This is a genomic window from Ramlibacter algicola, from assembly GCF_016641735.1.
Classification (GTDB): domain Bacteria; phylum Pseudomonadota; class Gammaproteobacteria; order Burkholderiales; family Burkholderiaceae_C; genus Ramlibacter; species Ramlibacter algicola.
In genome coordinates this window covers 2,593,330-2,617,223 of record NZ_JAEDAO010000001.1, presented here as the reverse complement: position 1 = coordinate 2,617,223, position 23,894 = coordinate 2,593,330, and the positions used below count along the sequence as shown (strand labels likewise).

Annotated in this window: 18 protein-coding genes, 1 tRNA gene and 1 pseudogene; 13 read left to right on the top strand and 7 right to left on the bottom strand. The window is 67.7% G+C overall.

Features of this window, described 5'->3' with window-relative positions:
• The first annotated feature begins 2 nt into the window (after positions 1-2).
• The 8 genes from I8E28_RS12655 (at position 3) to I8E28_RS12620 (ending at position 13,418) form a co-directional block, all read left to right on the top strand.
• Positions 3-431 (top strand): DNA polymerase III subunit chi, encoded by a 429-nt coding sequence (locus tag I8E28_RS12655; RefSeq protein WP_200788411.1) that lies wholly within the window; start codon positions 3-5, stop codon positions 429-431.
• Positions 428-730 (top strand): hypothetical protein, encoded by a 303-nt coding sequence (locus tag I8E28_RS12650; protein ID WP_200788410.1) that lies wholly within the window; start codon positions 428-430, stop codon positions 728-730. Before I8E28_RS12655 ends, I8E28_RS12650 begins: the two co-directional genes overlap by 4 nt.
• 117 nt (positions 731-847) lie before the next feature.
• Positions 848-1,990: a branched-chain amino acid ABC transporter substrate-binding protein gene (locus tag I8E28_RS12645; protein ID WP_200788409.1), complete on the top strand. Its 1,143-nt coding sequence runs from the start codon at positions 848-850 to the stop codon at positions 1,988-1,990.
• A 566-nt stretch (positions 1,991-2,556) separates the two neighbouring features.
• Positions 2,557-9,123 (top strand): HAMP domain-containing protein, encoded by a 6,567-nt coding sequence (locus I8E28_RS12640; protein WP_420850241.1) that lies wholly within the window; start codon positions 2,557-2,559, stop codon positions 9,121-9,123.
• Positions 9,108-11,204 carry a hybrid sensor histidine kinase/response regulator gene (locus I8E28_RS12635; protein ID WP_239027226.1) on the top strand — a complete coding sequence of 699 codons (2,097 nt, stop codon included), beginning with the start codon at positions 9,108-9,110 and terminating at the stop codon, positions 11,202-11,204. Before I8E28_RS12640 ends, I8E28_RS12635 begins: the two co-directional genes overlap by 16 nt.
• A 28-nt stretch (positions 11,205-11,232) precedes the next feature.
• Positions 11,233-11,323 (top strand) — tRNA-Ser (locus I8E28_RS12630).
• A 257-nt stretch (positions 11,324-11,580) separates the two neighbouring features.
• Positions 11,581-12,027 (top strand): hypothetical protein, encoded by a 447-nt coding sequence (locus tag I8E28_RS12625; protein WP_200788406.1) that lies wholly within the window; start codon positions 11,581-11,583, stop codon positions 12,025-12,027.
• Positions 12,028-12,731: 704 nt separating this feature from the next.
• Positions 12,732-13,418 carry a hypothetical protein gene (locus I8E28_RS12620; protein ID WP_200788405.1) on the top strand — a complete coding sequence of 229 codons (687 nt, stop codon included), beginning with the start codon at positions 12,732-12,734 and terminating at the stop codon, positions 13,416-13,418.
• A 34-nt stretch (positions 13,419-13,452) separates the two neighbouring features.
• Here the strand turns inward: I8E28_RS12620 and I8E28_RS21005 are convergent.
• A pseudogene (locus tag I8E28_RS21005) lies at positions 13,453-13,590 on the bottom strand (hypothetical protein); the annotation flags it as partial.
• A 231-nt stretch (positions 13,591-13,821) separates the two neighbouring features.
• Positions 13,822-14,271 carry a carboxymuconolactone decarboxylase family protein gene (locus tag I8E28_RS12615; protein WP_200788404.1) on the bottom strand — a complete coding sequence of 150 codons (450 nt, stop codon included), beginning with the start codon at positions 14,269-14,271 and terminating at the stop codon, positions 13,822-13,824.
• 207 nt (positions 14,272-14,478) lie between these two features.
• On the opposite strand from I8E28_RS12615, the gene I8E28_RS12610 reads away from it, so the two are divergent.
• Positions 14,479-14,739 (top strand): hypothetical protein, encoded by a 261-nt coding sequence (locus I8E28_RS12610; RefSeq protein WP_200788403.1) that lies wholly within the window; start codon positions 14,479-14,481, stop codon positions 14,737-14,739.
• 18 nt (positions 14,740-14,757) lie between these two features.
• Here the strand turns inward: I8E28_RS12610 and I8E28_RS12605 are convergent, their stop codons facing one another.
• The 4 genes from I8E28_RS12605 to I8E28_RS12590 all read right to left on the bottom strand — a co-directional run bounded on the left by I8E28_RS12605 (position 14,758) and on the right by I8E28_RS12590 (position 18,144).
• Positions 14,758-15,111: a hypothetical protein gene (locus I8E28_RS12605; RefSeq protein ID WP_200788402.1), complete on the bottom strand. Its 354-nt coding sequence runs from the start codon at positions 15,109-15,111 to the stop codon at positions 14,758-14,760.
• Between the two features lie 19 nt (positions 15,112-15,130).
• Positions 15,131-16,606, bottom strand: a complete 1,476-nt coding sequence (locus tag I8E28_RS12600) for a MerR family transcriptional regulator (RefSeq protein ID WP_200788401.1) — start codon at positions 16,604-16,606, stop codon at positions 15,131-15,133.
• A gap of 154 nt (positions 16,607-16,760) precedes the next feature.
• On the bottom strand, positions 16,761-17,699 hold the full coding sequence (locus tag I8E28_RS12595; RefSeq protein ID WP_200788400.1) for an SPFH domain-containing protein: 939 nt from the start codon (positions 17,697-17,699) through the stop codon (positions 16,761-16,763).
• 19 nt (positions 17,700-17,718) lie between these two features.
• The gene (locus I8E28_RS12590) at positions 17,719-18,144 is read right to left on the bottom strand and encodes an NfeD family protein (protein ID WP_200790392.1); all 426 of its coding nucleotides are present in this window, start codon (positions 18,142-18,144) and stop codon (positions 17,719-17,721) included.
• Positions 18,145-18,264: 120 nt separating this feature from the next.
• Between I8E28_RS12590 and I8E28_RS12585 the strand changes: the two genes are divergently transcribed.
• The 4 genes from I8E28_RS12585 (at position 18,265) to I8E28_RS12570 (ending at position 23,036) form a co-directional block, all read left to right on the top strand.
• The gene (locus I8E28_RS12585) at positions 18,265-20,529 is read left to right on the top strand and encodes an arginine/lysine/ornithine decarboxylase (RefSeq protein ID WP_200788399.1); all 2,265 of its coding nucleotides are present in this window, start codon (positions 18,265-18,267) and stop codon (positions 20,527-20,529) included.
• A gap of 144 nt (positions 20,530-20,673) precedes the next feature.
• Positions 20,674-20,928 (top strand): hypothetical protein, encoded by a 255-nt coding sequence (locus I8E28_RS12580; protein WP_200788398.1) that lies wholly within the window; start codon positions 20,674-20,676, stop codon positions 20,926-20,928.
• Between the two features lie 9 nt (positions 20,929-20,937).
• Positions 20,938-22,218, top strand: a complete 1,281-nt coding sequence (locus I8E28_RS12575) for a sensor histidine kinase (RefSeq protein WP_200788397.1) — start codon at positions 20,938-20,940, stop codon at positions 22,216-22,218.
• Positions 22,215-23,036, top strand: a complete 822-nt coding sequence (locus I8E28_RS12570; protein ID WP_200788396.1) for a LytR/AlgR family response regulator transcription factor — start codon at positions 22,215-22,217, stop codon at positions 23,034-23,036. Before I8E28_RS12575 ends, I8E28_RS12570 begins: the two co-directional genes overlap by 4 nt.
• A 29-nt stretch (positions 23,037-23,065) precedes the next feature.
• Here I8E28_RS12570 and fabI read toward each other — a convergent pair whose 3' ends face one another.
• Positions 23,066-23,860, bottom strand: a complete 795-nt coding sequence (gene fabI / locus I8E28_RS12565; protein ID WP_200788395.1) for an enoyl-ACP reductase FabI — start codon at positions 23,858-23,860, stop codon at positions 23,066-23,068.
• Positions 23,861-23,894 lie beyond the last annotated feature (34 nt).

The following is a 23,894-nucleotide window of genomic DNA, read 5'->3' as shown; positions in this document are numbered from 1 at the left end:
TCATGACCGAGATCACGTTCCACGTCCATGCGCCGGACAAGGTGGGCTACGCCTGCCGCCTCCTGCGCAAGGCCTGGAACCAGGGCACGCAGGTCATCGTCACCGGTGACCCGGCCCTGCTGCGCGACCTGGACGTGTCGCTGTGGACCTTCAGTGCGCTCGACTTCGTGCCGCACTGCCATGGCGCCACCAGCCCCATGGCCGCGCGCACGCCGGTGGTGCTGGCGGACGGGCTCGAGCAGGTGCCGCACCACGACGTGCTGGTGAATCTCGGCGCTGCCATCCCCGAGGGCTTCGAGCGTTTCGAACGCCTGATCGAAGTGGTGGGCAATGATGGCGAGGACCTGCAGCTTGGCCGTGCCCGCTGGAAGCACTACGCCAGCCGCGGCTACGCGCTCAAGCGCCATGACCTCGCGGAGGCAGCGTCGTGACACAGCGCCAACCGCCCCGCTACGTGCCCACGCTCACCGAAGTCGTGCGCACCGGTGCGGCTTCGGGCACCGTCGACCGCCTCGCCGAAGAGCAGCTGGTCCACCGCATCATGCAGCGCATCGACCTCACGCTGGACCGTCGCCTGCGCGAGGCGATCGCCAGCGTGGTGCTCGAGCACAGCCGCCAGCTCGCGCCGGCATTGCGGGAGGAGATCGAGGCCGTCGTCGCGACGGCGGTGTCCGAGGCTTTGGCCGAGGAACTCGATCCATCGCGCACGGGCGGCGCGCCGCCCCGCTGAGCCATCCGGCCGGTCGCGCGTCGCAGGCGCGCTAGTCCCTATGGTTCGGGTCCGGAAATTGCGATATGGTCCCCGCCGTCGAGCCAAGGGCTCGCAACATTCCATATCGGAGGTGCTATGCGTTTGAACCACAAGGTCGCCATCCTCGCCGCGACCGCGGCCGCCTGGGGCACGGTGTCCGCCCAGGAACTCGTCGTCAAGATCGGCCACGTGGCCCCTACGTCCGGGGCCATCGCGCACCTGGGCCGCGACAACGAGAACGGTGCCCGCATGGCGATCGAGGAACTCAACGCGAAGGGCGTGACCATCGGTGGCAAGAAGGCCAAGTTCGAGCTGCTCGCCGAGGACGACGCGGCCGACCCGAAGCAGGGCGTCGCCGCCGCGCAGAAGCTCGCGGACCAGAAGGTCAACGGCGTCATCGGCCACCTGAACTCGGGCACGACGATCCCCGCCTCTCGCATCTACAACGAAGCCGGCATCCCGCAGATCTCGCCGTCGGCCACCAACCCGAAGTACACGCGCCAGGGCTTCAAGACGGCCTTCCGCGTCGTTGCCGATGACGTGCACCTGGGCGGCACGCTGGGCCGCTACGCGGTGAAGGACCTCAAGGGCAAGTCGATCGCGGTGATCGACGACCGCACGCCGTACGGGCAGGGCGTCGCCGAGGAATTCGAGAAGGCCGCCAAGGCCGCCGGCGCGAAGATCGTCGGCCACGAGTTCACTACCGACAAGTCCACCGATTTCACATCCATCCTGACCCTCACCAAGAGCCGCAAGCCGGACCTGCTGTTCTTCGGCGGCATGGACGCGGTGGCTGGCCCGATGATGCGCCAGATGAAGTCGCTCGGCGTGAACGCCAAGTTCATGGGCGGCGACGGCATCTGCACGACCGAGCTGCCCAAGCTGGCTGCCGGCAGCATGCCCGACGGCAACGTGGTGTGCGCCGAAGCAGGCGGCGTCGGCCCCGGCGAGAAGAAGGGCATGGACGAGTTCCGCGCCAAGTTCAAGAAGCGCTTCAATGCCGACGTGCAGGTGTACGCGCCGTACGTCTACGACGCGGTCAACGTGATGGTTGCCGCGATGGTCAAGGCGGGCTCGGCCGAGCCGGCCAAGTACCTGCCGGCGCTGGCCAAGACGGCCAACTACAAGGGCGTCACCGGCAACATCAGCTTCGACGACAAGGGCGACATCAAGAATGGCGCGCTGACGCTCTACACCTACAAGGGTGGCCAGCGCAGCGAGATCGCCGTGGTGCACTGACGAGGTCCCCGGCCCGTCGGAAAGGCCGCCGCGGGGCGGCCTTTTTTCATGGGCGCACGCGGTGTTTTCGCCACTCCGCTCCCTGTAGGCTCCTCGGCTTTTTTCCTGTAGGCGCGCACCTACAAGCCGCGCCAGCACTGGGTTTGCAGGCCATCCGCAGGAGCGGCGGATTGCCTCATCCGTCCCCAGCGAATACGCTCGGCCCCCGCCCGGTCGTACGCCGGGCGACGACTTTGGGGGACGTACAAATGGAAGTGGTGGCGAAGCTCCCGATCGCAGAGCAGCGCGACGGTGAATTGCGGCAGGTGTTGAAGGCCCTCGCGGCCTACCGCCGCGGCGAGGGCGGCGTCACGTTGCCGACCGACTGGGAAGGCATCCACGGCAAGATCGCGGCCGAATTCAACGAGTTGAGCGCCCAGACCGCGCGCACCGCGCACAAGCTGAAGTCGGTGGAGACCATCTCGCGCCTGGGCGGCAAGGCGAGCCGGCGCGTGGTCGACGACAAGCTCACCGGCTTCTGGCAGGACAACGTCGCCTGCGTGAACCTGCTGGTCGACGAGCTCGAGATGAGCTCGGAGAACAACCGCGCCCTGTTCAAGGCCCTGGCGGACCTCAAGCGCGGGAGCGCCAAGGCGCAACTGCCGGCCGACTGGCCCGGCATCTTCGGCAAGGTGGCCGACGTCTTCAACGACGTCGTCGCCGAGAACGTCCGCATCTCGCAGGAACTGGCGCGCCTCTCGCGCGTGGTCGGCAAGGAGGGCAAGCTGAAGGAGCGGGCGCAGGTTCCGAACGCCGCCGGCTTCTGGCGCGAGTCCGCCGACGCCATCAACTCGCTGATCGGCGACCTGGTGCACCCGACGTCCGAAGTGGCGCGCGTGATCGGCGCGGTGGCGCAGGGCGACCTCTCCAAGTCGATGGCGCTGGAAGCGGATGGCCGCCCGCTCGAGGGCGAGTTCCTGCGCACCGCCATGATCATCAACAAGATGGTGCAGCAGCTGGGGACCTTCGCCGCCGAGGTGACGCGCGTGGCGCGCGAGGTGGGCACGGAAGGCAAGCTGGGCGGCCAGGCCGACGTGCAGGGCGTGGCCGGCACGTGGAAGGACCTGACCGATTCCGTGAACTTCATGGCGTCGAACCTGACGTCGCAGGTGCGGAACATCGCCGAGGTGACGACCGCCGTGGCGGCCGGTGACCTGTCCAAGAAGATCACGGTGGACGTGAAGGGCGAGATCCTGGAACTGAAGAACACCATCAACACGATGGTGGACCAGCTGTCCTCGTTCGCTTCGGAAGTGACGCGCGTGGCGCGCGAGGTGGGCACCGAAGGCAAGCTGGGTGGCCAGGCCGACGTGCAGGGCGTGGCCGGCACGTGGAAGGACCTGACCGAGTCGGTGAACTCGATGGCCGGCAACCTCACGGCCCAGGTGCGGAACATCGCCGACGTGACGAAGGCCGTGGCGGCTGGTGACCTGTCCAAGAAGATCACGGTGGACGTGAAGGGCGAGATCCTGGAGCTGAAGAACACCATCAACACCATGGTGGACCAGCTCCGTTCGTTCGCTTCGGAAGTGACGCGCGTGGCGCGCGAGGTGGGCACGGAAGGCAAGCTGGGCGGCCAGGCCGACGTGAAGGGCGTCGCCGGCACGTGGAAGGACCTGACCGACTCCGTGAACTCCATGGCCGGCAACCTGACGGCCCAGGTGCGGAACATCGCCGAGGTGACGACCGCCGTGGCCGCGGGCGACCTGTCCAAGAAGATCACGGTGGACGTGAAGGGCGAAATCCTGGAGCTGAAGAACACCATCAACACCATGGTGGACCAGCTGCGATCGTTCGCCTCCGAAGTGACGCGCGTGGCGCGCGAAGTGGGCACCGAAGGCAAGCTGGGCGGCCAGGCCGACGTGCAGGGCGTGGCCGGCACGTGGAAGGACCTGACCGATAACGTGAACTTCATGGCCGGCAACCTGACGGCCCAGGTGCGGAACATCGCCGACGTGACGAAGGCCGTGGCGGCCGGTGACCTGTCCAAGAAGATCACGGTGGACGTGAAGGGCGAGATCCTGGAACTGAAGAACACCATCAACACGATGGTGGACCAGCTGTCCTCGTTCGCTTCGGAAGTGACGCGGGTGGCGCGGGAGGTCGGGACCGAAGGCAAGCTGGGTGGCCAGGCCGACGTGCAGGGCGTGGCCGGCACGTGGAAGGACCTGACCGACTCCGTGAACTTCATGGCGTCGAACCTCACGGCGCAGGTGCGCAACATCGCGGAGGTGACGACGGCCGTGGCCGCCGGTGACCTGTCCAAGAAGATCACGGTGGACGTGAAGGGCGAGATCCTGGAGCTGAAGAACACCATCAACACGATGGTGGACCAGCTGCGATCGTTCGCCTCCGAAGTGACTCGGGTGGCGCGGGAGGTCGGGACCGAAGGCAAGCTCGGTGGTCAAGCGGACGTGCAGGGCGTAGCCGGCACGTGGAAGGACCTGACCGACTCCGTGAACTCCATGGCCGGCAACTTGACGGCCCAGGTGCGGAACATCGCCGACGTGACCAAGGCGGTGGCGACCGGTGACCTGTCCAAGAAGATCACCGTGGACGTGAAGGGCGAGATTCTCGAACTGAAGAACACCATCAACACGATGGTGGACCAGCTGTCCTCGTTCGCTTCGGAAGTGACGCGCGTGGCGCGCGAAGTGGGTACCGAAGGCAAGCTGGGCGGCCAGGCCGACGTGAAGGGCGTGGCCGGCACGTGGAAGGACCTCACGGACAACGTGAACTTCATGGCCGGCAACCTGACGGCCCAGGTGCGGAACATCGCCGACGTCACGAAAGCCGTGGCGGCGGGCGACCTGTCCAAGAAGATCACGGTGGACGTGAAGGGCGAGATCCTGGAACTGAAGAACACCATCAACACGATGGTGGACCAGCTGCGATCGTTCGCCGCCGAAGTGACGCGGGTGGCGCGGGAAGTGGGCACCGAAGGCAAGCTGGGCGGCCAGGCCGACGTGCAGGGCGTGGCCGGCACGTGGAAGGACCTGACCGAGTCGGTGAACTCGATGGCGTCCAACCTCACGGTGCAGCTGCGCGACGTGTCGAAGGTGGCAACCGCCATCGCCATGGGCGACCTGACGCAGAAGATCACGGTGGACGTGCGGGGCGAGATCCTGCAGATCAAGAACGTGATCAACACCATGGTGGACCAGCTGTCGTCGTTCGCCGTGGAAGTGACGCGCGTGGCCCGCGAGGTGGGCACCGAAGGCAAGCTGGGCGGCCAGGCCGACGTGCAGGGCGTGGCCGGCACGTGGAAGGACCTGACCGAGTCGGTGAACTCGATGGCGTCCAACCTGACGGTGCAGTTGCGCGACGTGTCCAAGGTGGCCACGGCCATCGCCATGGGCGACCTGACGCAGAAGATCACCGTGGACGTGCGCGGCGAGATCCTGCAGATCAAGGACGTGATCAACACAATGGTGGACCAGCTGCGGTCCTTCGCCGCCGAAGTGACGCGCGTGGCGCGCGAGGTGGGCACCGAAGGCAAGCTGGGCGGCCAGGCCGACGTGCAGGGCGTGTCCGGCACGTGGAAGGACCTCACGGACAACGTGAACTTCATGGCGTCCAACCTCACGGGCCAGGTCCGCAACATCGCGGACGTGACCAAGGCCGTGGCCGCCGGTGACCTCTCCAAAAAGATCACGGTGGACGTGAAGGGCGAGATCCTGGAGCTGAAGAACACGATCAACACGATGGTGGACCAGCTCTCCTCGTTCGCGTCGGAAGTGACGCGCGTGGCGCGCGAGGTGGGTACCGAGGGCCGCCTCGGCGGCCAGGCGCAGGTGAAGGGCGTCGCCGGCACGTGGAAGGACCTCACGGACAACGTGAACTTCATGGCCGGCAACCTGACGTCGCAGGTGCGAGGCATCGCCAAGGTGGTGACCGCGGTGGCCAACGGCGACCTGCGCCAGAAGCTGACCGTGGAGGCCAAGGGCGAGATCGCCGCGCTGGCCGAGACGATCAACTCCATGACCGACACGCTGGCCACGTTCGCCGACCAGGTGACGACCGTGGCGCGCGAGGTGGGCGTGGAAGGCAAGCTGGGCGGCCAGGCCAAGGTGCCGGGCGCGTCGGGCACCTGGAAGGGCCTGACGGAGAACGTGAACCAGCTGGCCGCCAACTTGACGACCCAGGTGCGTGCCATCGCCGAGGTGGCGACCGCGGTGACGCAGGGTGACCTGACGCGGTCCATCACGGTGGAGGCGCAAGGCGAGGTCGCCGCCCTGAAGGACACGATCAACGAGATGATCCGGAACCTGAAGGACACCACGCAGCTGAACACCGAGCAGGACTGGCTGAAGACCAACCTGGCGAAGTTCTCGCGGATGCTGCAGGGCCAGCGCGACCTCGTCGCGGTGGGCCACCTGATCCTGTCCGAGCTCGCGCCCGTGGTGGGCGCGCAGCAGGCCGAGTTCTACGTGCTGCGCTACACCCAGGACCAGCCCAAGCTGCGCCTGATGGCCAGCTACGCGTCGGACGGCCACGGCTCGTACGGCAAGGAGGTCGACCTCGGCGAAGGCCTGGTGGGCCAGTGCGCGTTCGACCGCAAGAAGGTCCTGGTGACATCCAGCATCCCGGAGAGCGTGCGCATCGCGTCCGGGCTGACCAGCATGTCGCCGATGAACGTGCTGGTGCTGCCCATCATCTTCGAAGGGCAGGTCCGCGGCGTCGTCGAACTGGCGTCGCTGGAGCGCTTCAACCCGACCCACCAGCAGTTCCTGGACCAGCTCACGGAATCGATCGGCATCGTGATCAACACGATCGAGGCCAACATGCGGACCGAGGACCTGCTGACGCAGTCGCAGTCGCTCGCGCAGGAGTTGCAGAGCCGGCAGCAGGAACTGCAGCAGACCAACGAGGAACTGCAGGAGAAGGCCCGCCTGCTGGCCCACCAGAACCAGGAGGTGGAGCGCAAGAACGAGGAAGTGGAACAGGCCCGCCAGGCGCTGGAGGAAAAGGCCAAGCAGCTGGCGCTGACGTCCAAGTACAAGTCCGAGTTCCTGGCCAACATGTCGCACGAACTGCGCACGCCGCTGAACTCGCTGCTGATCCTGTCCGACCAGCTGTCCAAGAACCCCGAGGGCAACCTCACGACCAAGCAGGTCGAGTTCGCCAAGACGATCCACTCGTCCGGCAACGACCTGTTGATGCTGATCAACGACATCCTGGACCTGTCCAAGATCGAGTCCGGCACGGTGGCCGTCGACGTCAGCGAGCTGCGCCTGTCGGACCTGCAGCTGTACGTGGAACGCACGTTCCGCCACGTGGCCGAGGCCAAGACGGTGGACTTCGTCATCCACAACGGCCTGCAGCTGCCCGCCTCGATGGTGACGGACGCCAAGCGCCTGCAGCAGATCCTGAAGAACCTGCTCTCGAACGCGTTCAAGTTCACGCACCAGGGCAGCGTGACGCTGTCGATCGAGGACGTCCTCACCGGCTGGAGCTCCGACCACGAGGAGCTGAACCGGGCGCACCAGGTGATCGCCTTCGCCGTGTCGGATACCGGCATCGGCATTTCCAGCGACAAGCAGCAGATCATCTTCGAGGCGTTCCAGCAGGCCGACGGCTCCACCAGCCGCAAGTACGGCGGCACGGGCCTGGGCCTGGCCATCAGCCGCGAACTTTCGAAATTGCTGGGCGGCGAGATCCGGCTGGTCAGCGCACCGGGGCAGGGCTCCACGTTCACGCTGTACCTGCCGGTGCACTACCCGTCGACGCGCAGCACGCGCCGCACGAGTTCGCTCGCCGATGCCCGCAACGCCGAGCCGACCCTGCCGCCGCTGGCACGCCGCCTGCCGCCGCCCGCCAAGCCCGCGCCCGAAGTGCACGAGCAGGAGGTCGAAGACGCCACCGACACCTCGCTGCTGGCGCGCAACGAGGCCGACGACGACCGCCACAGCATCCAGGAGGGCGACCTCGTCCTGCTGATCGTCGAGAACGACCTGGCCTTCGCGCGCTTCCTGCTCGATGCCGCGCGGCAGATGGGCTTCAAGGGCCTGGTGACCTCGCTGGGCGCCGGCGCCCTGACGTTCGTCAACCAGTACCGCATCGCCGCGATCACGCTGGACATGTACCTGCCGGACATGGACGGCTGGCGCGTGCTCGATCGCCTGAAGCAGGACTTCGTGGCCCGCCACATCCCGGTCTGCGTGATCTCGACCGACGATTCCAAGGACCGCGCGTTCCGCGGCGGCGCGATCGCCTTCCTCGAGAAGCCGATCCAGTCCAAGGACCACCTGGACGCGATGCTCGAGAAGATCCGGGCCTACGCCTCGCGCCGCCAGCGCAACGTGCTGGTGGCCCTGAAGGAGCCCGAAACGCGCGGCCGCCTGATCGGCCTGCTGCAGGACGAGGACGTCACGGTGGTGGAGGCGGGCAACGCGGACGAGTTCGCCCGCGCGCTGGATGCCACGCGCTTCGACTGCGTCGTGCTCGACGACGCCATCGGCAAGCTGGACACCGCCCAGGTGCGCCAGGCGCTGGGCGCACAGGCGAGCTTCGGCCCGCTGCCGTTGCTCGTGTACCGCACGGCCGTCGGCGAGGGCAACCACTTCGCTTGGCACTCGGACGACCTGGTCACCGTGCGCGAGGTTCACAGCGTGCCGCACCTGTACGATGCGGCGCTGCTGGCCCTGCACCGCAACGTGTCGGCGCTGCCGGATGCGCGCCGCGACGTGGTCGAGGAGACGGTCTCGTCGGCCAAGCCGCTGGCGGGCCGGCGCGTGCTGATCGTCGACGACGACATGCGCAACATCTTCGCGCTGGCCACCGTGCTCGAGGAGCACCAGATGGACATCGTCTGGGCGGACAATGGGCGGGAGGCGATCAGCCGCGTCGCCAACGACCCCCAGATCGAGATCGTGTTGATGGACATCATGATGCCGGAGATGGACGGCATGGCCACGATGAAGGAAATCCGCAAGCTGCCGCAGGGCAAGAACCTGCCGATGATCGCGGTGACCGCCAAGGCCATGAAGGGCGACCGCGAGAAATGCATCGAGGCCGGCGCGTGGGACTACCTGTCCAAGCCCGTGAACACGCAGGACCTGCTGACCGTGCTGAGGGCTTGGCTGCACCAGTGACCGTACCCGCACCCGCCACCCAGGCCGCCGCGCCCGACCGCGAAAAGGCCAACATCCTGGTCGTCGACGACCTCCAGGAGAAGCACGTCGTCTTCCGCACGATCCTGGACGAGCTCGGCGAGAACATCGTCAGCGCCAGGTCGGGCAAGGAAGCCCTGCGCTACATCCTCGAGATGGAGTTCGCGGTGATCCTGCTGGACGTCAACATGCCCGACATCGACGGGCTCGAGACGGCCAGCCTGATCCGCCACTACAAGAAGTCCGCGCAGACGCCCATCGTCTTCATCACGGCCTACGTCGACGAACTGCAGGCCAAGCGCGGCTACGCCCTGGGCGCGGTCGACTACATCCCGTCGCCCGTGGTGCCGGAGGTGCTGCGCTCCAAGGTGCGCGTGTTCGTCGAGCTGTACCGGATGAACCGGCAGCTGCAGCTGCGCGCCGCGGAGCGCGAGGCGCTGGCCCGGTCGGAGGCGGCGCGCACCGCCGCCGAACAGGCGATCCACCGCGCCGACTTCCTGGCCGAGGCCAGCCGCGTGCTGTCGAAGTCGCTGCACCTCGACGAGACCATCGCCACCGTCCTGGAGCTGTGCGTCCCGATGCTGGGCGACCGAGCCATCCTCGGCCTCGCCGATCGCGAGGGCGGAGTGCGCCGGCTCGAGATGCATCCGCCGACGCGGTCCGACGATCCGGAAGCGTTCGGCCCCGAGTTGCGCACGGCCGCGGACGACGCCATCCGCCACCGCCAGTTCCGCCTCTGGCGGGAAGGGGACCGCGCGGCGGCGATCTGCCCGCTGATGGTGGGCGACGAGGCCCGCGGCGCGCTGGCCGTCCTGGGCGATGCGGGCCGCTTCGATGCGGGGCAGGCGGCGCTGGTGCGCGAGTTCGCCAGCCGCGCGTCCATCGCGATGGAAAACGCCCGCCTGTACACCGCCGTGCAGGAGGCGGACCGCCGCAAGAACGAGTTCCTCGCCATGCTGGCGCACGAACTGCGCAACCCGCTGGCACCGATCCGCAACGCCGTGCACATCATGCAAGGCACCAACGTGCCCACGGACACGATGACCTGGGCCCGCGACGTCATCAGCCGGCAGGCCGACCACATGGCGCGCCTCATCGACGACCTGCTGGACGTCTCGCGCATCGTGCAGGGCAAGGTGGTGGTCAAGCCGGAGCGGCTGTCGGTCGCCTCCATCGTGGAGCGGTCGGCCGAGGCGGTGCAGCCCAAGCTGGAGGCGCGCAACCAGCGCATGCGCATCGAGCTGCCGCCGGAGCCTGTGGTGGTGGAGGGCGATCCGGTGCGGCTGGCGCAGGTGCTCTCCAACCTGCTGAACAACGCGTCCAAGTTCTCGCCGCCCGGTGCGCAGATCGAGCTGCGTGCCACCTTCGACGGCCACCGCGCGGTGATCAGCGTGCGCGACCAGGGCGCCGGCATCGACCCGGCGTTCCTGCCGCACATCTTCGACCTGTTCGCGCAGGCGGACCAGTCGCTGGACCGCTCGCAGGGCGGCCTGGGCATCGGCCTGACGCTGGTGAAGCACCTCGTCGAGTTGCACGGCGGCCACGTCGAGGCGCACAGCGACGGGTTGGGCCAAGGCACCGCCCTCAGCATCACCTTGCCGGCGCAACGCGATGTCGAGCCCGCCCAATCGGCTCCGCCACCCGTGATCGCCACGCGCAGCGCTGCCGCCGGCAAGCGGCCGTCGCGCATCCTGGTCGTCGACGACCTGATGGCCTCGGCGGAGACGCTGATGACCTTGCTCGAGATGGAAGGGTTCGAGGTGCAGGTCGCCAACGAGGGCATCGCCGCGCTGAAGATCGCCGAGGACTTCCGGCCCGACGTGGTGCTGCTGGACATCGGCCTGCCCGGCATGAACGGCTTCGAGGTCGCGCACCAGCTGCGCAGCCAGGCGTCGTCGCGCGACGCGTTGCTGATCGCCCTGACCGGCTACGGCGAAGCCGAGAGCCGTTCACGGTCCGCGCAGGCCGGGTTCGACTTCCACATGGTCAAGCCCGCCGACGTCAGCCTGCTGCTGCAGATGATCACGAACCCGCAGGAGTCTCGCCGCGCCCGTGTCGCGTAACGCGCGCGGGTACAATGCGCAGCTTCGCGGAAGGGTGGATGAGCGGTTTAAGTCGCACGCCTGGAAAGCGTGTGTGGGCTAATACCCCACCGCGGGTTCGAATCCCGCCCCTTCCGCCAGTAGTTTTCTGAGCCCAGATTCCCTTTGGAATCAGCCACTTACGCAACGTAGGTGACGGGGGTTTCCCCCACGCAGTTCCCCCACGCTCAGACAGTTCGAGACACTGTCGCGTAGCAGCGCGCGTGGTTCGAAACACGTTAGCCCCTGACAACTCGAACAGGTCCCGGGACATCTTGCCCATGGACCCGTCTGTCATCGCGGCAGTAAGAAGGCGTTCCCCAGGCACCGGGTTGGTGTCGATCTGAAGGAGCGCACCTTGAACCAGCCGAACGCAAAGCCGCCGACCACGCCCCCGGGCAACGGCAACCCGAAAGACGGCGCCCCGCTCGCTGTCCTCGACATGGTCGCAGTGAGAGAGAAGGCGCTGACAGTGGCGATGGACCAGCTCGTGCGGACCCTGATCAACGGTCCGTACGCTGTCGAGGACCTGCATCCGAAACGGACGGCCGGACAGCGACTTGGGTACCGCTACCGCCCCAGCACGAAGCCAGAGGACTACTACGACTTCGACCTGGTGCAGGGCGTGCCGGACAGCGTCAAGTACTTCTGGGCATTCAACAAGGGCCAAGAGGGGCAGATGCCGCTCGGGAGCAATCCAGCGCTCTGGAAGGCCGCTGACGACTTCGCCGAGAGGTGCGTAAAGGCACCGATGGCAACTGCACCTGAATGCGTCAGGTACTTGGGAACGGTTTCAGCGCCGTGAATCGAGGCGGGGGAGGGTGCCGAGCCTTACCCTTCTCGGCCAAATCGACACCACGCCCCCGCCCGCGCCCGTGTACGCCCTCGAACGGCTTCGTGACGCGTTAGGAGAGTTGTTGGTTGCCCAAGGTACGAGCGGCGCGGCACGCGCGTGGGAGAACTACCTGGTCGCCCACAACCGCGTATGGAATAAGTGCGAAGGCCACTTCCGGACCTCCAAGGCATGGGCGCCACTGTTGTCGAAGTACTCCACCAAGCGGAAGACGGACACGACCCTCATCTACCTGCACCACACGCGTCACGCGGACGAGCACGGCTTGGAACCCCCGAGGTCACCTCCGTCGATGAAGCCGTGCGACTGGCAGGCGCGGGGTACCGTCTCCCATGTGCCCAAAGGGTCCAGCTGCGCGCCGCACTGGCCCTGCTTCTGTCGCGCCCCGCATCGCTGCTCCAACAAGATGCCGGTACGCCATCACCCTCGCACCGCGTTATCAGCGCTGCGTCGAAGGCCTTGGCGAGCAAGGCTGGTCGACTGGCCGCCGAGGTCCGAAAGAAATGAGCTCCAGCCGCTCGCTCTTGTCGACCACGAAGCGTTCAGCAGAAAGCAACAGGACCTGCAAAGCAACACAAAAAAGGGGGGGGTGGCGGACCCCACTGAAGGTCCTTATTCTTGAAGCTTCACCCTCGTATCCATCGCTCGGAGTCGTCTTGCAGTTCAACGTTCATATCGGCGCGGGTGCCGTTCTCGCGTCAGCGTTGGCGGCGGTAGGCGTATGGCATGCCTACAGTTCCGGCTGGCTGACACCTGCTAAGCCGCGCGCTGGCTTGGCAATCAACGAGCGGCCTCCAGAGTTCATCCCTACCAATGGAGGTGTTCTCACCATCGCGTGGGTAAAGGCGTACGAGACCTTCGAGAAGCGAAGTCCGTCTGAGCTCGAACTGAAGGTTCCACTCGGGACGGTGAAGGTGCCACTCCCCTTTGGTGAGACGGTCTCAGAGGTCAGGACTGCAGCTAAGTACCAGTACCAGGTGCGGCTGCAAAAGCGTTGGCCGATCCAGTGCGGGGACACGCAATGCGTGGTGCGGACAGGGCCCGTCGAATTGGCGGAACCTGTGGCCATCTACCATGGCGAGACCGAGCGAAAGACAAGGAGCGGTTGGGCCAGATTCGACAAGGCAGCGAACCTCGAACAACTCAATCGTTCGCTCGGACTTGCCCTCGTGGTGCGCGGGAACGAGCCACGAAACCGCGACGTCGGCATGCGAGAAGGCCGCGTGGAAATCGAGAAATTTGTCCGTGAGTGGATGGCCAAGGAGGCCCACGGCGCACGTCGGATCGTGGTCCTCTATCCCGGTGAGCAGATGGTGGACGGAAGGCCTGTTCCGGCGCATTGAACCCGGGGCCGACTGGCGGCTGGGCGCACGCCGCGGCGACGTTGTCTTCTGAATCTTGTCCGCCTTCACTGCGGGGTTGCAGGTGTTCCGCAGTGCATTGAAGGCGAGCTCCCGCTGGCTGGCTGTCCGACCCTGCCGCTCTACGGCGGCAGGGTCCCGCATATGGATTCACAGTCGGCTTGCGGCGGACAGCGTGGCGGACGTGCAGCGCAGGCCGCAGCGAGATTGCAGGGTAGGGCGCATTAGCAGAGACTATGTCCGCCAAACTGACCCACTGATTTCGAGTGGGCAGGCCGAGACGCCAGCTTCCGGCCAGAAGCAGTTAAGGCGATGGGCCTGCCCCGCGCTTGACCGAGTGTCAGCGGCCGCGGCTGGACACGCGCGCGGGAGGCCGGCCCGGCAGTCATGCCTTGGCTCGCGGCTTCATGCGAAAGCTGACGCCCATGCGGTTGATGGCATTCATCGCGGCGATGGTGAGGGTCAGATCGACCAGGTCCTTCTCGCCGAACACCGCCAACGCGGCCGCATAAGCCTCATCGGAGGCGTGGGTCTCGCTCACCCGTGTCACCTCCTCTGCCCACGCCAGCGCGGCGCGCTCCTGATCCGAAAACAGGTATTCCGCCTCGTGCCAGACGGGAACGAGCACGACCTTTTCGATGGACATGCCTTCGTCAAGCAGATCACGGGTGTGGATGTCGATGCAGTGCGCGCAGCCGTTGATCTGCGACACCCGCAGGAAGACCAAGTGGGTCAGCAAGCCCGGAAGGCTGGTGCCCTTGGTGACGAAATGGTGCAGCACCCCGACAGCCTTGGCGCCCTCAGGGGATGACTGGAACCAAACAGCGCGCTTCATGGAACGGTTTCCTTCGATGTGAATGATGGGTGGAGGCCGAATCCGACCTCCCACGCCCAAGACGTTCCATTCGATGGCGCTGTGACACGGTGCGGAGACTACTTTCGTTCGCAGTTCTCCCGCGAAGGTGCTGCACATCCGATCGGGGAACTCGGAGAGGGCCAAAGTGCAGCCACAGGGCGGCCGCCGCGGCGCAGGGATCGCCGGATGGCCGCCTTCGGGTTGCAGAGGTTCATCGCGGCGGCGCAGAGCGGCCAGCGGGCCGCCATTCGCGAACTGCTGGCCGAGGACGTCACGACGCTGGGCGACGGCGGCGGGAAGGCCACGTCGGTGCTGGGCGGCTTGGCTGGCCGGGATCGCGTCACCAACCTGTTCTGGGCGCGCGTTGCGATTCGGCCCGCGCATGACGTACCGCCTGGCCGAGCGCAATCCCGCCCCTTCCGCCGCCGCCCGCAGGGCGGCCTGTGAGCCACTTCGGCCTGCACCTCAATTCCTCCCCAGCGGACTAGGCCGCGACCGCAACCCCGGCGGCAGCAGGTCCTCGAACATCTCGCTGACGTCCTCGATCCGCGACAGCGCCGCCATCTCGCCGTGCGCGCGCGCCAGCAGCCCCATCAGCTCGCCGCGGATGAACCAGAGCGTCTCGACGTCGTCGGCATAACGGATGCGGCGGCGCACGGCGACCGACGGCTCGTCGCCCACCGACATGGCGACGTCCAGCATCTTGCGGCGGATGTCCTCCAGCGTGTAGACGCCTTCGTAGTCCAGCGGCTGCGTCGGCGGGCCGCCGCCGAACAGCGCGTGCAGGCTGTTGCGCAGATTGGGTTTGAACCAACGCATGTCGTGATCTCCGTGTGTCTCAGCGGGCCGCGGGGCCGGTCGATGGGGTGGGGCCCGCGGGGGCCAGTTCGAGCAATTCGGTGACGGGCAGGTCGGCCATCGCCGGCGGGATGGCGCCGGTACCGGCGGCCAGGTCCTGCAGGCGGGCGAAGCTGGCCAGGACGCGCGCGGGCGCGCCGTCCGCCGAGCGGCGGGGCACGCCGTAGCGCAGGCGTTCGCGGTCGGCCGCCGGCACGCGATCGACGAATCCGCGCGTGATCCAGACGCTGCCGTCGCGGCCGGCGCGCGACAGTTCGCCCGCGTGGTCCGCGGTCGCGCCGAGCACCGATAGTTCCACCGGTTCGACGAGCCGCAGCGGGCCGGTCCATTCCTGGCCCGCATCGAGGCCGGTGTTCATGCGCAGTTCCAGGTCCCAGCCCTTGCGGGCCTGCCACCGGCTGCTGACGCCGCGCAGGGCCGCGCGGATGCGGTCGGCCGCCTGCAGCGCCTGGACCAGGTAATCGGCGCCCGGCCGCTGGAGGAAGTAGCAGACCATCCCTTCGCCCGGGTGCCGGGCGTGGCGGCCGCCGAGCTCGCGGAAGATCGCATCGAGCTCCGACCAGACCTCGCTCACGAGCTCGAAATACTCGCGGGCCGGCAGCCGCAGCCACAGGGCATGCGCGTCCTGCAGCGTGGTCGCGAGGACCGCCAGCGGCAGCAGGGCGGGCGCGGGGAACTCGCGGCGGGCCGGGGGGCGCGCCACGGCGCTGGCCACCGGGCCCGGGCCGGCGACGAACAGCACGCCTTCGCGAAAGTGGATCGCCTGCAGCACCTGCGCGCTCTCGGGCGGCCCGGCCAGCAGCACCTGGGCCACGGGCTCGGCGCCGGCCGAGGGGCTTGCACCGTAAGCGGACTCCAGCGCGGACCGCACGCCGGCCGGGACCAGGGGCGCCAGCTGCGACAGCGGCGTGCCGCGCTGGCGCGCCAGGCCGGCCACGAAATGCACGACCGAGGGATCGTCCTGCCACGCCAGCAGGCGGGCCAGGAGGTCGGCGCCGGAAGGACGCGGGCCGATGCCATGCAACGGCGAGCTGCCATCGAAGCGCGCGGCGTCGTTCATCCACACCGGGCCGAAGGCGTCGTCCAGCAGGAAGGCGGGGCTGCGGATGTCCGCGAGCGATACCAAGGGCGCCCGGTCGGCGGGAGCGGGTGAGGGTGCAGGCGTCGACAGCGGGCTGCGTGGCGGCGGGGGGAGGGGGGATGCAGGCGCCGGGGCGGCGCCACCTGCGAAGTGCGACGCGATCCGGGCGATGCTCCAGCCCTCGCGCTTGAGGCGCTGGATCTCCAGCACGCGCTCGACGGTGCCGTCCGGGAAGTAGCCGATCCGGGGGGCCGCGCCGTCCTGCGGATTCGGCGGCAGCACCTCCGGGCGCGGCAGCAGCCCGGTGGCGATGTAGTTGTTCAGGGTGGCGCGGGAGATTCCCGTGCGTTCCAGAACGTCCTTGCTCGTGAGCACCTGTTCCTCTGTCTAGACTGTTCAGACAGTGTTGAACAGACTAGACAGACTGTCAAGACAGGTGTGGTTCAGGGGCTACACAGACAAATCGGCAGTGTCTGTCTAGACAGATGGGTGGAGATTAGACAGTTTAGGCAGACAGACGCTTGGACAGTTATTTGACCAAGCTGGCAGCCGCAGCCGGCGGCTTGCCAGCCTCCACGAGCCGCATCGCCGACGCGATCAGTCCGGACACCTCGCCCAGGTGGCTCGGCACGATCAACGTGGTCTGGGATTCGTTGGCGAGCGTGCGGAAGGCATCGACCGCGCGCTCGGCCACCTTCAGCTGCACGGCCTGGTCGCCCCCGGGTTGCCGGATCGCGTCGGCCACCTGCCGGATCGCACCTGCCGTCGCCTCGGCCACCGCCAGGATGGCCGCCGCCTCGCCCTGCGCCTTGTTGATTTCCGCCTGCTTCTCGCCTTCGGACCGGGCGATGAACGCCTCGCGCTCGCCGGTGGCGATGTTGATCTGCTCCTGCCGGCGGCCCTCGGATGCCGCGATCAGGGCGCGCTTCTCGCGCTCGGCGGTGATCTGCGACTGCATCGCCCGCAGGATGGCTTCCGGCGGCGTGAGGTCCTTGATCTCGTAGCGCAGCACCTTGACGCCCCAGTTGAGGGCCGCCTCGTCGATGGCCTGCACGACCTGGGCGTTGATGATGTCCCGCTCCTCGAAGGTCTTGTCCAGCTCCAGCTTGCCGATCACGCTGCGCAGCGAGGTCTGGGCCAGTTGGGTGACGGCGACGATGTAGTTGGACGAGCCGTAGCTGGCGCGCATCGGGTCGGTCACCTGGAAATACAGGATGCCGTCGACCTGCAGTTGCGTGTTGTCCCTCGTGATGCAGACCTGGCTGGGCACGTCCAGCGGGATCTCCTTCAGGCTGTGGCGGTAGGCCACCCGGTCGACGAAGGGCACCAGGAAGTTCAGGCCCGGCGACAGGGTGGCGTGGTACTTGCCCAGCCGCTCGACCACCCAGGCGTGCTGTTGCGGGACCACCTTGATCGACCGCACCACGAAGATGACGGCGACGACGAACAGGACCAGTGCGATTTCCATTTTCGGTTTCCCTCCAGGTTCAGGTTTTCTCGACGACCAGGTGGCTGCCCACGACCTCGCGGATGCGATGGACGCCGGGCGCCGGCAGCGCCCCCGGCACGAGGGCCACGGTCCAGGTGGCGCCGCGGTAGCGGACCAGGGCGGTGCCGTCCGGCCGCCAGGCATCCACCGTCACCGTCTCGCCGACGTCGAGGTTGATGTCGCGATTGGCTCCCGGCGCGGGTTCCGCCGGCCGGCGCCCCCGCACGACGTGCCAGGCGGCCACCGCGCCGCCACCGACGGCGCCCGCCGCGATCAACTGCACCGCCAGGCCGGCGCCCAGGTGCGCGGCGATCGCTCCTGCCGCCAGCCCGATCGCCAGCATCAGCAGGTAAAAGGTGCCCGTCATCAGTTCGACCGCGACCGCACCACCGGCCAGCAGCCACCACACTGTCGAATCCGCCATCTCCATTTGCTTGCCCTCCTGTCCCGCTGATTGTGGGGGCGGCCGGCGGGCGGGCAGGCGCGATGCCGATTTGCATACACTTCGCGCCTTCAAGCCGCAGCCCGGACCTTTCCCCAGACCATGAAATTCCGCTTCCCCATCGTCATCATCGACGAAGACTACCGGTCCGAGAACACCTCCGGCCTGGGCATCCGCGCCCTGGCGCAGGCCATCGAGGCCGAGGGCATGGAGGTCCTGGGCGTCACCAGCTACGGCGACCTCTCGCAGTTCGCGCAGCAGCAAAGCCGCGCCAGCGCGTTCATCCTGTCGATCGACGACGAGGAGTTCACCTCCGGCCCGGACGTGGACCCGGCGGTGCTGAACCTGCGCAACTTCATCGAGCTGGTGCGCCGCAAGAACGCGGAGGTGCCGATCTACCTGTACGGCGAGACGAAGACGTCGCAGCACCTGCCGAACGACATCCTGCGCGAGCTGCACGGGTTCATCCACATGTACGAGGACACCCCGGAGTTCATGGCGCGGCACATCATCCGCGAGGCCAAGAGCTACCTGGAAGGCATCCAGCCCCCGTTCTTCCGCGCGCTGCTGGACTACGCCGAGGACGGCTCGTACTCGTGGCACTGCCCGGGGCACTCGGGCGGCGTCGCCTTCCTCAAGAGCCCGATCGGCCAGATGTTCCACCAGTTCTTCGGCGAGAACATGCTGCGGGCCGACGTCTGCAACGCGGTGGACGAACTGGGCCAGCTGCTGGACCACACCGGCCCGGTGGCCGCCAGCGAGCGCAACGCGGCGCGTATCTTCAACGCCGACCACTGCTTCTTCGTCACCAACGGCACGTCGACGTCCAACAAGATGGTGTGGCACCACACCGTGGCGCCCGGTGACGTGGTGGTGGTGGACCGCAACTGCCACAAGTCCATCCTGCACTCGATCATCATGACCGGGGCCATCCCGGTGTTCATGAAGCCGACGCGCAACCACTTCGGGATCATCGGCCCGATCCCGCAGTCGGAATTCAGCCCGGACGCGATCAAGGCCAAGATCCGCGCCAACCCGCTGCTGGCCGGCGTCGACGCCGACAAGGTCAAGCCGCGCATCGTGACGCTGACGCAGTCGACCTACGACGGCGTCCTGTACAACACCGAGACCATCAAGAACATGCTGGATGGCTACGTCGAGGCGCTGCACTTCGACGAGGCCTGGCTGCCGCACGCGGCCTTCCACCCGTTCTACGGCAACTTCCACGCGATGGGGAAGAAGCGGGCGCGGCCCGAGACCTCGCTGGTCTACGCCACCCAGTCCATCCACAAGCTGCTGGCCGGCATCAGCCAGGCCAGCCACGTGCTGGTGCAGGACGCCAAGAACAACAAGCTGGACCGCCACCTGTTCAACGAGGCGTTCCTGATGCACACCTCGACCAGCCCGCAGTATTCGATCATCGCCAGCTGCGACGTGGCCGCCGCGATGATGGAGCCGCCCGGCGGCACCGCACTGGTGGAGGAGAGCATCCAGGAAGCCCTGGACTTCCGCCGCGCGATGCGCAAGGTGGACCAGGAGTACGGCAAGGACTGGTGGTTCAAGGTGTGGGGCCCGGACCGGCTGGTCGAGGAGGGCATCGGCAAGCCGGACGACTGGATCATCAAGGGCGAGGCGCGCACGGCGAAGTGGCACGGCTTCGGCAACCTGGCCGAGGGCTTCAACATGCTCGACCCGATCAAGTCCACCGTGGTCACGCCCGGCCTGGACCTGAACGGAAAGTTCGCCAAGACCGGCATCCCGGCCTCGATCGTCACGCGCTTCCTGGCGGAGCACGGGATCATCGTGGAGAAGACCGGCCTGTACAGCTTCTTCATCATGTTCACCATCGGCATCACCAAGGGCCGCTGGAACACGCTGCTGACGGCGCTGCAGCAGTTCAAGGACGACTACGCGCGCAACCAGCCGATGTGGCGCATCCTGCCGGAGTTCTGCGCCCAGTACCCGCAGTACGAGCGCATGGGGCTGGCCGACCTGTGCCAGTTCGTCCACGAGCTCTATGCCAAGTACGACATCGCCCGCCTGACCACCGACATGTACCTGTCGGACCTGACTCCCGCGATGAAACCCAGCGATGCCTTCGCGCACATCGCGCACCGCAAGACCGAGCGGGTGGGGATCGACGACCTGGAAGGGCGCATCACCACCTCGCTGGTGACGCCGTACCCGCCGGGCATCCCGCTGCTGATCCCGGGCGAGGTGTTCAACAAGAAGATCGTCGACTACCTGAAGTTCTCGCGCGAGTTCAACGCCCAGTGCCCGGGCTTCGAGACCGACATGCACGGTCTCGTCGAGGAGCCGGGGCCGGACGGCAAGATGCGCTACTTCGCCGACTGCGTGCGGGCGTGAGGGGCGCCGGCGCGCCCGGCCCGTCCGGCACGGCTGCAGCCCGTCGCGCCAGCCTGCAATCCATCGCGGGCGTGCTGCGGCGGAGGCGGCGGCTTCCTACAGTGCACTCCATCGCGGGCCTGGAGCCCACCAAGGAGAGCCCGAATGCAAGCCACCGCCACCCGACCCCAACCCCTGCTGGCCCCCGCCGTCCGCGCCGCCGTGGCGCTGCCGGTGGCCCTCGTCCTTGCCGCCGTCGTCTCGGTCGCGACCGCCGCGAGCCACCAGGCCGTCGACCACATGATCGGCCAGCTGCAGGACGCGTCGCGCGCACAGCCCGATTCCGTCCTCGTGATGGCGCGGCCCGACGCCCGCGCTGCGTCCGCCGGCTGCACGGCTGCTCGTCCTGAAGCGGGTTAACCTCGAATGATGCCGACCGAGGAGCAGAAACCCCACGCGCGCGCACCGTTGGTGCAGTGGCTGTCGCGCGCCAACGCCGAGCTGAGCAGCTGGGCCGCCGGCACGTCCTGGTGGCGGATGATCGTGCTGTTCGTGGTCGTGCTGATCGCGGCACAGCTCATCGCCGAACAGCTGCACCTGAAGCACGTGAGCGAGCGGGTCGTCAGCACGTCCTCCAAGGACGGCGGCATCCGCATCACGCAGGTTGGCCCCGACGGGGTGCGGATCACGCGGCGCCGCTCCGAAGGCAACCCCGCCGACGCATCGCCGCCGGACGCGAGCCCGCCGTCGGCCAAGCCACCGTCGGCCAGCGCCGACCGGTCCGAGGACGCCGCCGAACCGATGGTGCCGCCGATCCCGCGTGTGCGCCCGCCTGGCAGTGACGAGGACGAGGATGACGACCAGGAGCCCGGCCCGAACATCGTCACCCGGACGCGATGGACGCCTGGCGGCGCGATCGCCGACCTCGGCGCCACGCTGATCATCATCCTGTTCGCCTACCTGGCGGCGGCCAAGATCGTGGTGCGCAAGGTGCGGCAGGCCGACGAGAAGGTGCGCTCCGCCGAGGACGCGGCGGGCCGCGAGGCGATGGAGCGCCAGCTGGTGCAGGCACGGTTGCAGGTGCTGCAGGCGCAGGTCGAGCCGCACTTCCTGTTCAACACCCTGGCCGCGGTGGACTACCTGATCGAGACCGACCCGGCCCGCGCCAGCCAGATGCAGAAGGCGCTGATCACCTACCTGCGCGGTGCGCTGCCGCAGATGCGCGAGGAGTCCTCGACGCTCGGCCGCGAGATGCGCCTGATCCGCTCGTACCTGGAGTTGATCAAGATGCGCATCGAGGACCGGCTCGAGGTGCAGTACGACGTGCCGCCCGATCTCGACGGCGCCGAATTCCCGCCCATGATGCTGCAGTCCCTGGTGGAGAACGCGATCAAGCACGGCATCGAGCCCAAGCCCGAAGGCGGCACGGTGGTCGTGGCCTCGCGCGTGTCCAAGGGACAGCTGATCGTGGAAGTGCGCGACACCGGCATCGGCATCATGGACCTGGACCGCCTGGAGGCGCCCACGTCGGGCACCGGCATCGGGCTGCAGAACATCCGCGAGCGGCTCTCCGTGCTCTACTCGGGGCGCGGCCACCTCAGCCTGATGTCCGACTCCCACTCCGGTACCACCGTGCGCATCTCCGTTCCCTACCATCCCGCGCAGGCGGGCGCTCCCGGCGCCGCGCCGGTGGCGCAGCCCGCCGCATGACGTCCGCCGCGCCCCGCGCCGTCGTCGCCGACGACGAGCGCCTGCTGCGCGAGCAGCTCAAGACCCGGCTGGCCGCCGCCTGGCCGGACCTGCAGATCGTCGCCGAGGCGCGCGACGGCAACGAGGCGCTGTCGCTCGCCGACCAGCTGCGACCCGACGTCATGTTCCTCGACATCCGCATGCCGGGCATGACGGGCATCGAAGCGGCACGCGAGATCCTGGCGCTGCCCGACTGGCAGGGCGAGATCGTGTTCGTGACCGCGTACGACGAGTACGCGATCTCCGCCTTCGAGCAGGGGGCGCTGGATTACCTGCTCAAGCCAGTCGAACCGGCGCGACTCGCGCAGACCGCGCAGCGGCTGAAGGACCGGCTGGCGGCCAAGCGGGCGTCCGGCGCTCCGGGCGCGGACGATGCGCAGCTGGATGCGCTGCTTTCACGCCTGGTGAAGCTGCAGCAGGGCATGGCGCAGCCTGCCGGCGGCGCGCCGGCCAACCACCTGCAATGGATCCAGGCCGCGGCAGGCGCGACCACGCGCCTGATCGCGGTGCAGGACGTGCTGTTCTTCCGTTCGGACGAGAAGTACACCCGGGTGCAGACCGCCGACCACGAAGCCTTCATCCGCACGCCGATCCGCGACCTGCTGCCGCAGCTGGACCCGCAGCAGTTCTGGCAGATCCACCGCTCGACGATCGTGAACCTCGGCGCGGTGCAGGCGGTGACGCGCGACGACACCGGCCGCCAGCGCGTGCAGATCAAGGGGCACCCGGAGGTGCTCGAGGTCAGCCGCAGCTTCGCGCACCTGTTCCGCGGGGCGTGAAACGAAGCAGGGCCCGCTGGGCCCCAGGCTCATTCGCCGGCGGGCTCGGCGATGCCGCCGACCACCTGGCTGAAGCCGCCGTCCACGTAGGTGATCTCGGCGCTGACGCCGGCGGCGAGGTCGGACAGCAGGAATGCCGCCACGTTGCCGACGTCGTCGATGGTCACGTTGCGGCGGATCGGCGAGGTCTCGGCGACCACCGACAGGATCTTGCCGAAGCCCTTGATGCCGCTGGCCGCCAGCGTCTTGATCGGCCCGGCACTGATGCCGTTGACGCGGACACCCTTCGGGCCGAGCGATTCGGCCAGGTAGCGCACGGACGCCTCGAGCGACGCCTTGGCCAGGCCCATGGTGTTGTAGTTGGGCACCGTGCGGATCGCGCCCAGGTAGCTGAGCGTGAGCAGGGCGCTCTTGTCATTGAGCATGGGCAGCGCCGCCTTCGCCATCGCGGGGAAGCTGTAGGCGCTGATGTCGTGGGCGATGCGGAACGCCTCGCGCGACAGGCCGTCGAGGAAATCGCCGGCGATCGCCTCGCGCGGCGCGAAGCCGATGGCATGCACGAAGCCGTCGAACTTCGGCCAGTGCGCCGACAGGTCCTGGAACAGGTTCGCAATCTGCGCGTCGTCGCCGACGTCGCAGTCGAACACCAGGCTGGAGCCGAAGTCGGCGGCGTATTCGGTGATGCGGTCCTTGAACCGCTCGCCCACGTAACTGAAGGCCAGTTCGGCGCCTTGCGCGTGGCAGGCGCGTGCGATGCCATAGGCGATCGAGCGGTTGGACAACACGCCCGTGACGAGGATTTTCTTGCCGGCCAGGAAGCCCATGGATGTGTGCTTGGTCAAAAGAGGGAGAATTCTC

Coding starts and splice junctions, on each gene's coding strand:
- I8E28_RS12575 (WP_200788397.1), top strand. CDS start 20,938: ATGCCGACCGAGGAGCAGAAACCCCACGCGCGCGCACCGTTGGTGCAG.
- I8E28_RS12615 (WP_200788404.1), bottom strand. CDS start 14,271: ATGAAGCGCGCTGTTTGGTTCCAGTCATCCCCTGAGGGCGCCAAGGCT.
- I8E28_RS12595 (WP_200788400.1), bottom strand. CDS start 17,699: ATGGAAATCGCACTGGTCCTGTTCGTCGTCGCCGTCATCTTCGTGGTG.
- I8E28_RS12640 (WP_420850241.1), top strand. CDS start 2,557: ATGAGCTCGGAGAACAACCGCGCCCTGTTCAAGGCCCTGGCGGACCTC.
- I8E28_RS12580 (WP_200788398.1), top strand. CDS start 20,674: ATGCAAGCCACCGCCACCCGACCCCAACCCCTGCTGGCCCCCGCCGTC.
- fabI (WP_200788395.1), bottom strand. CDS start 23,860: ATGGGCTTCCTGGCCGGCAAGAAAATCCTCGTCACGGGCGTGTTGTCC.
- I8E28_RS12610 (WP_200788403.1), top strand. CDS start 14,479: ATGGCCGCCTTCGGGTTGCAGAGGTTCATCGCGGCGGCGCAGAGCGGC.
- I8E28_RS12585 (WP_200788399.1), top strand. CDS start 18,265: ATGAAATTCCGCTTCCCCATCGTCATCATCGACGAAGACTACCGGTCC.
- I8E28_RS12655 (WP_200788411.1), top strand. CDS start 3: ATGACCGAGATCACGTTCCACGTCCATGCGCCGGACAAGGTGGGCTAC.
- I8E28_RS12590 (WP_200790392.1), bottom strand. CDS start 18,144: ATGGCGGATTCGACAGTGTGGTGGCTGCTGGCCGGTGGTGCGGTCGCG.
- I8E28_RS12570 (WP_200788396.1), top strand. CDS start 22,215: ATGACGTCCGCCGCGCCCCGCGCCGTCGTCGCCGACGACGAGCGCCTG.
- I8E28_RS12605 (WP_200788402.1), bottom strand. CDS start 15,111: ATGCGTTGGTTCAAACCCAATCTGCGCAACAGCCTGCACGCGCTGTTC.
- I8E28_RS12645 (WP_200788409.1), top strand. CDS start 848: ATGCGTTTGAACCACAAGGTCGCCATCCTCGCCGCGACCGCGGCCGCC.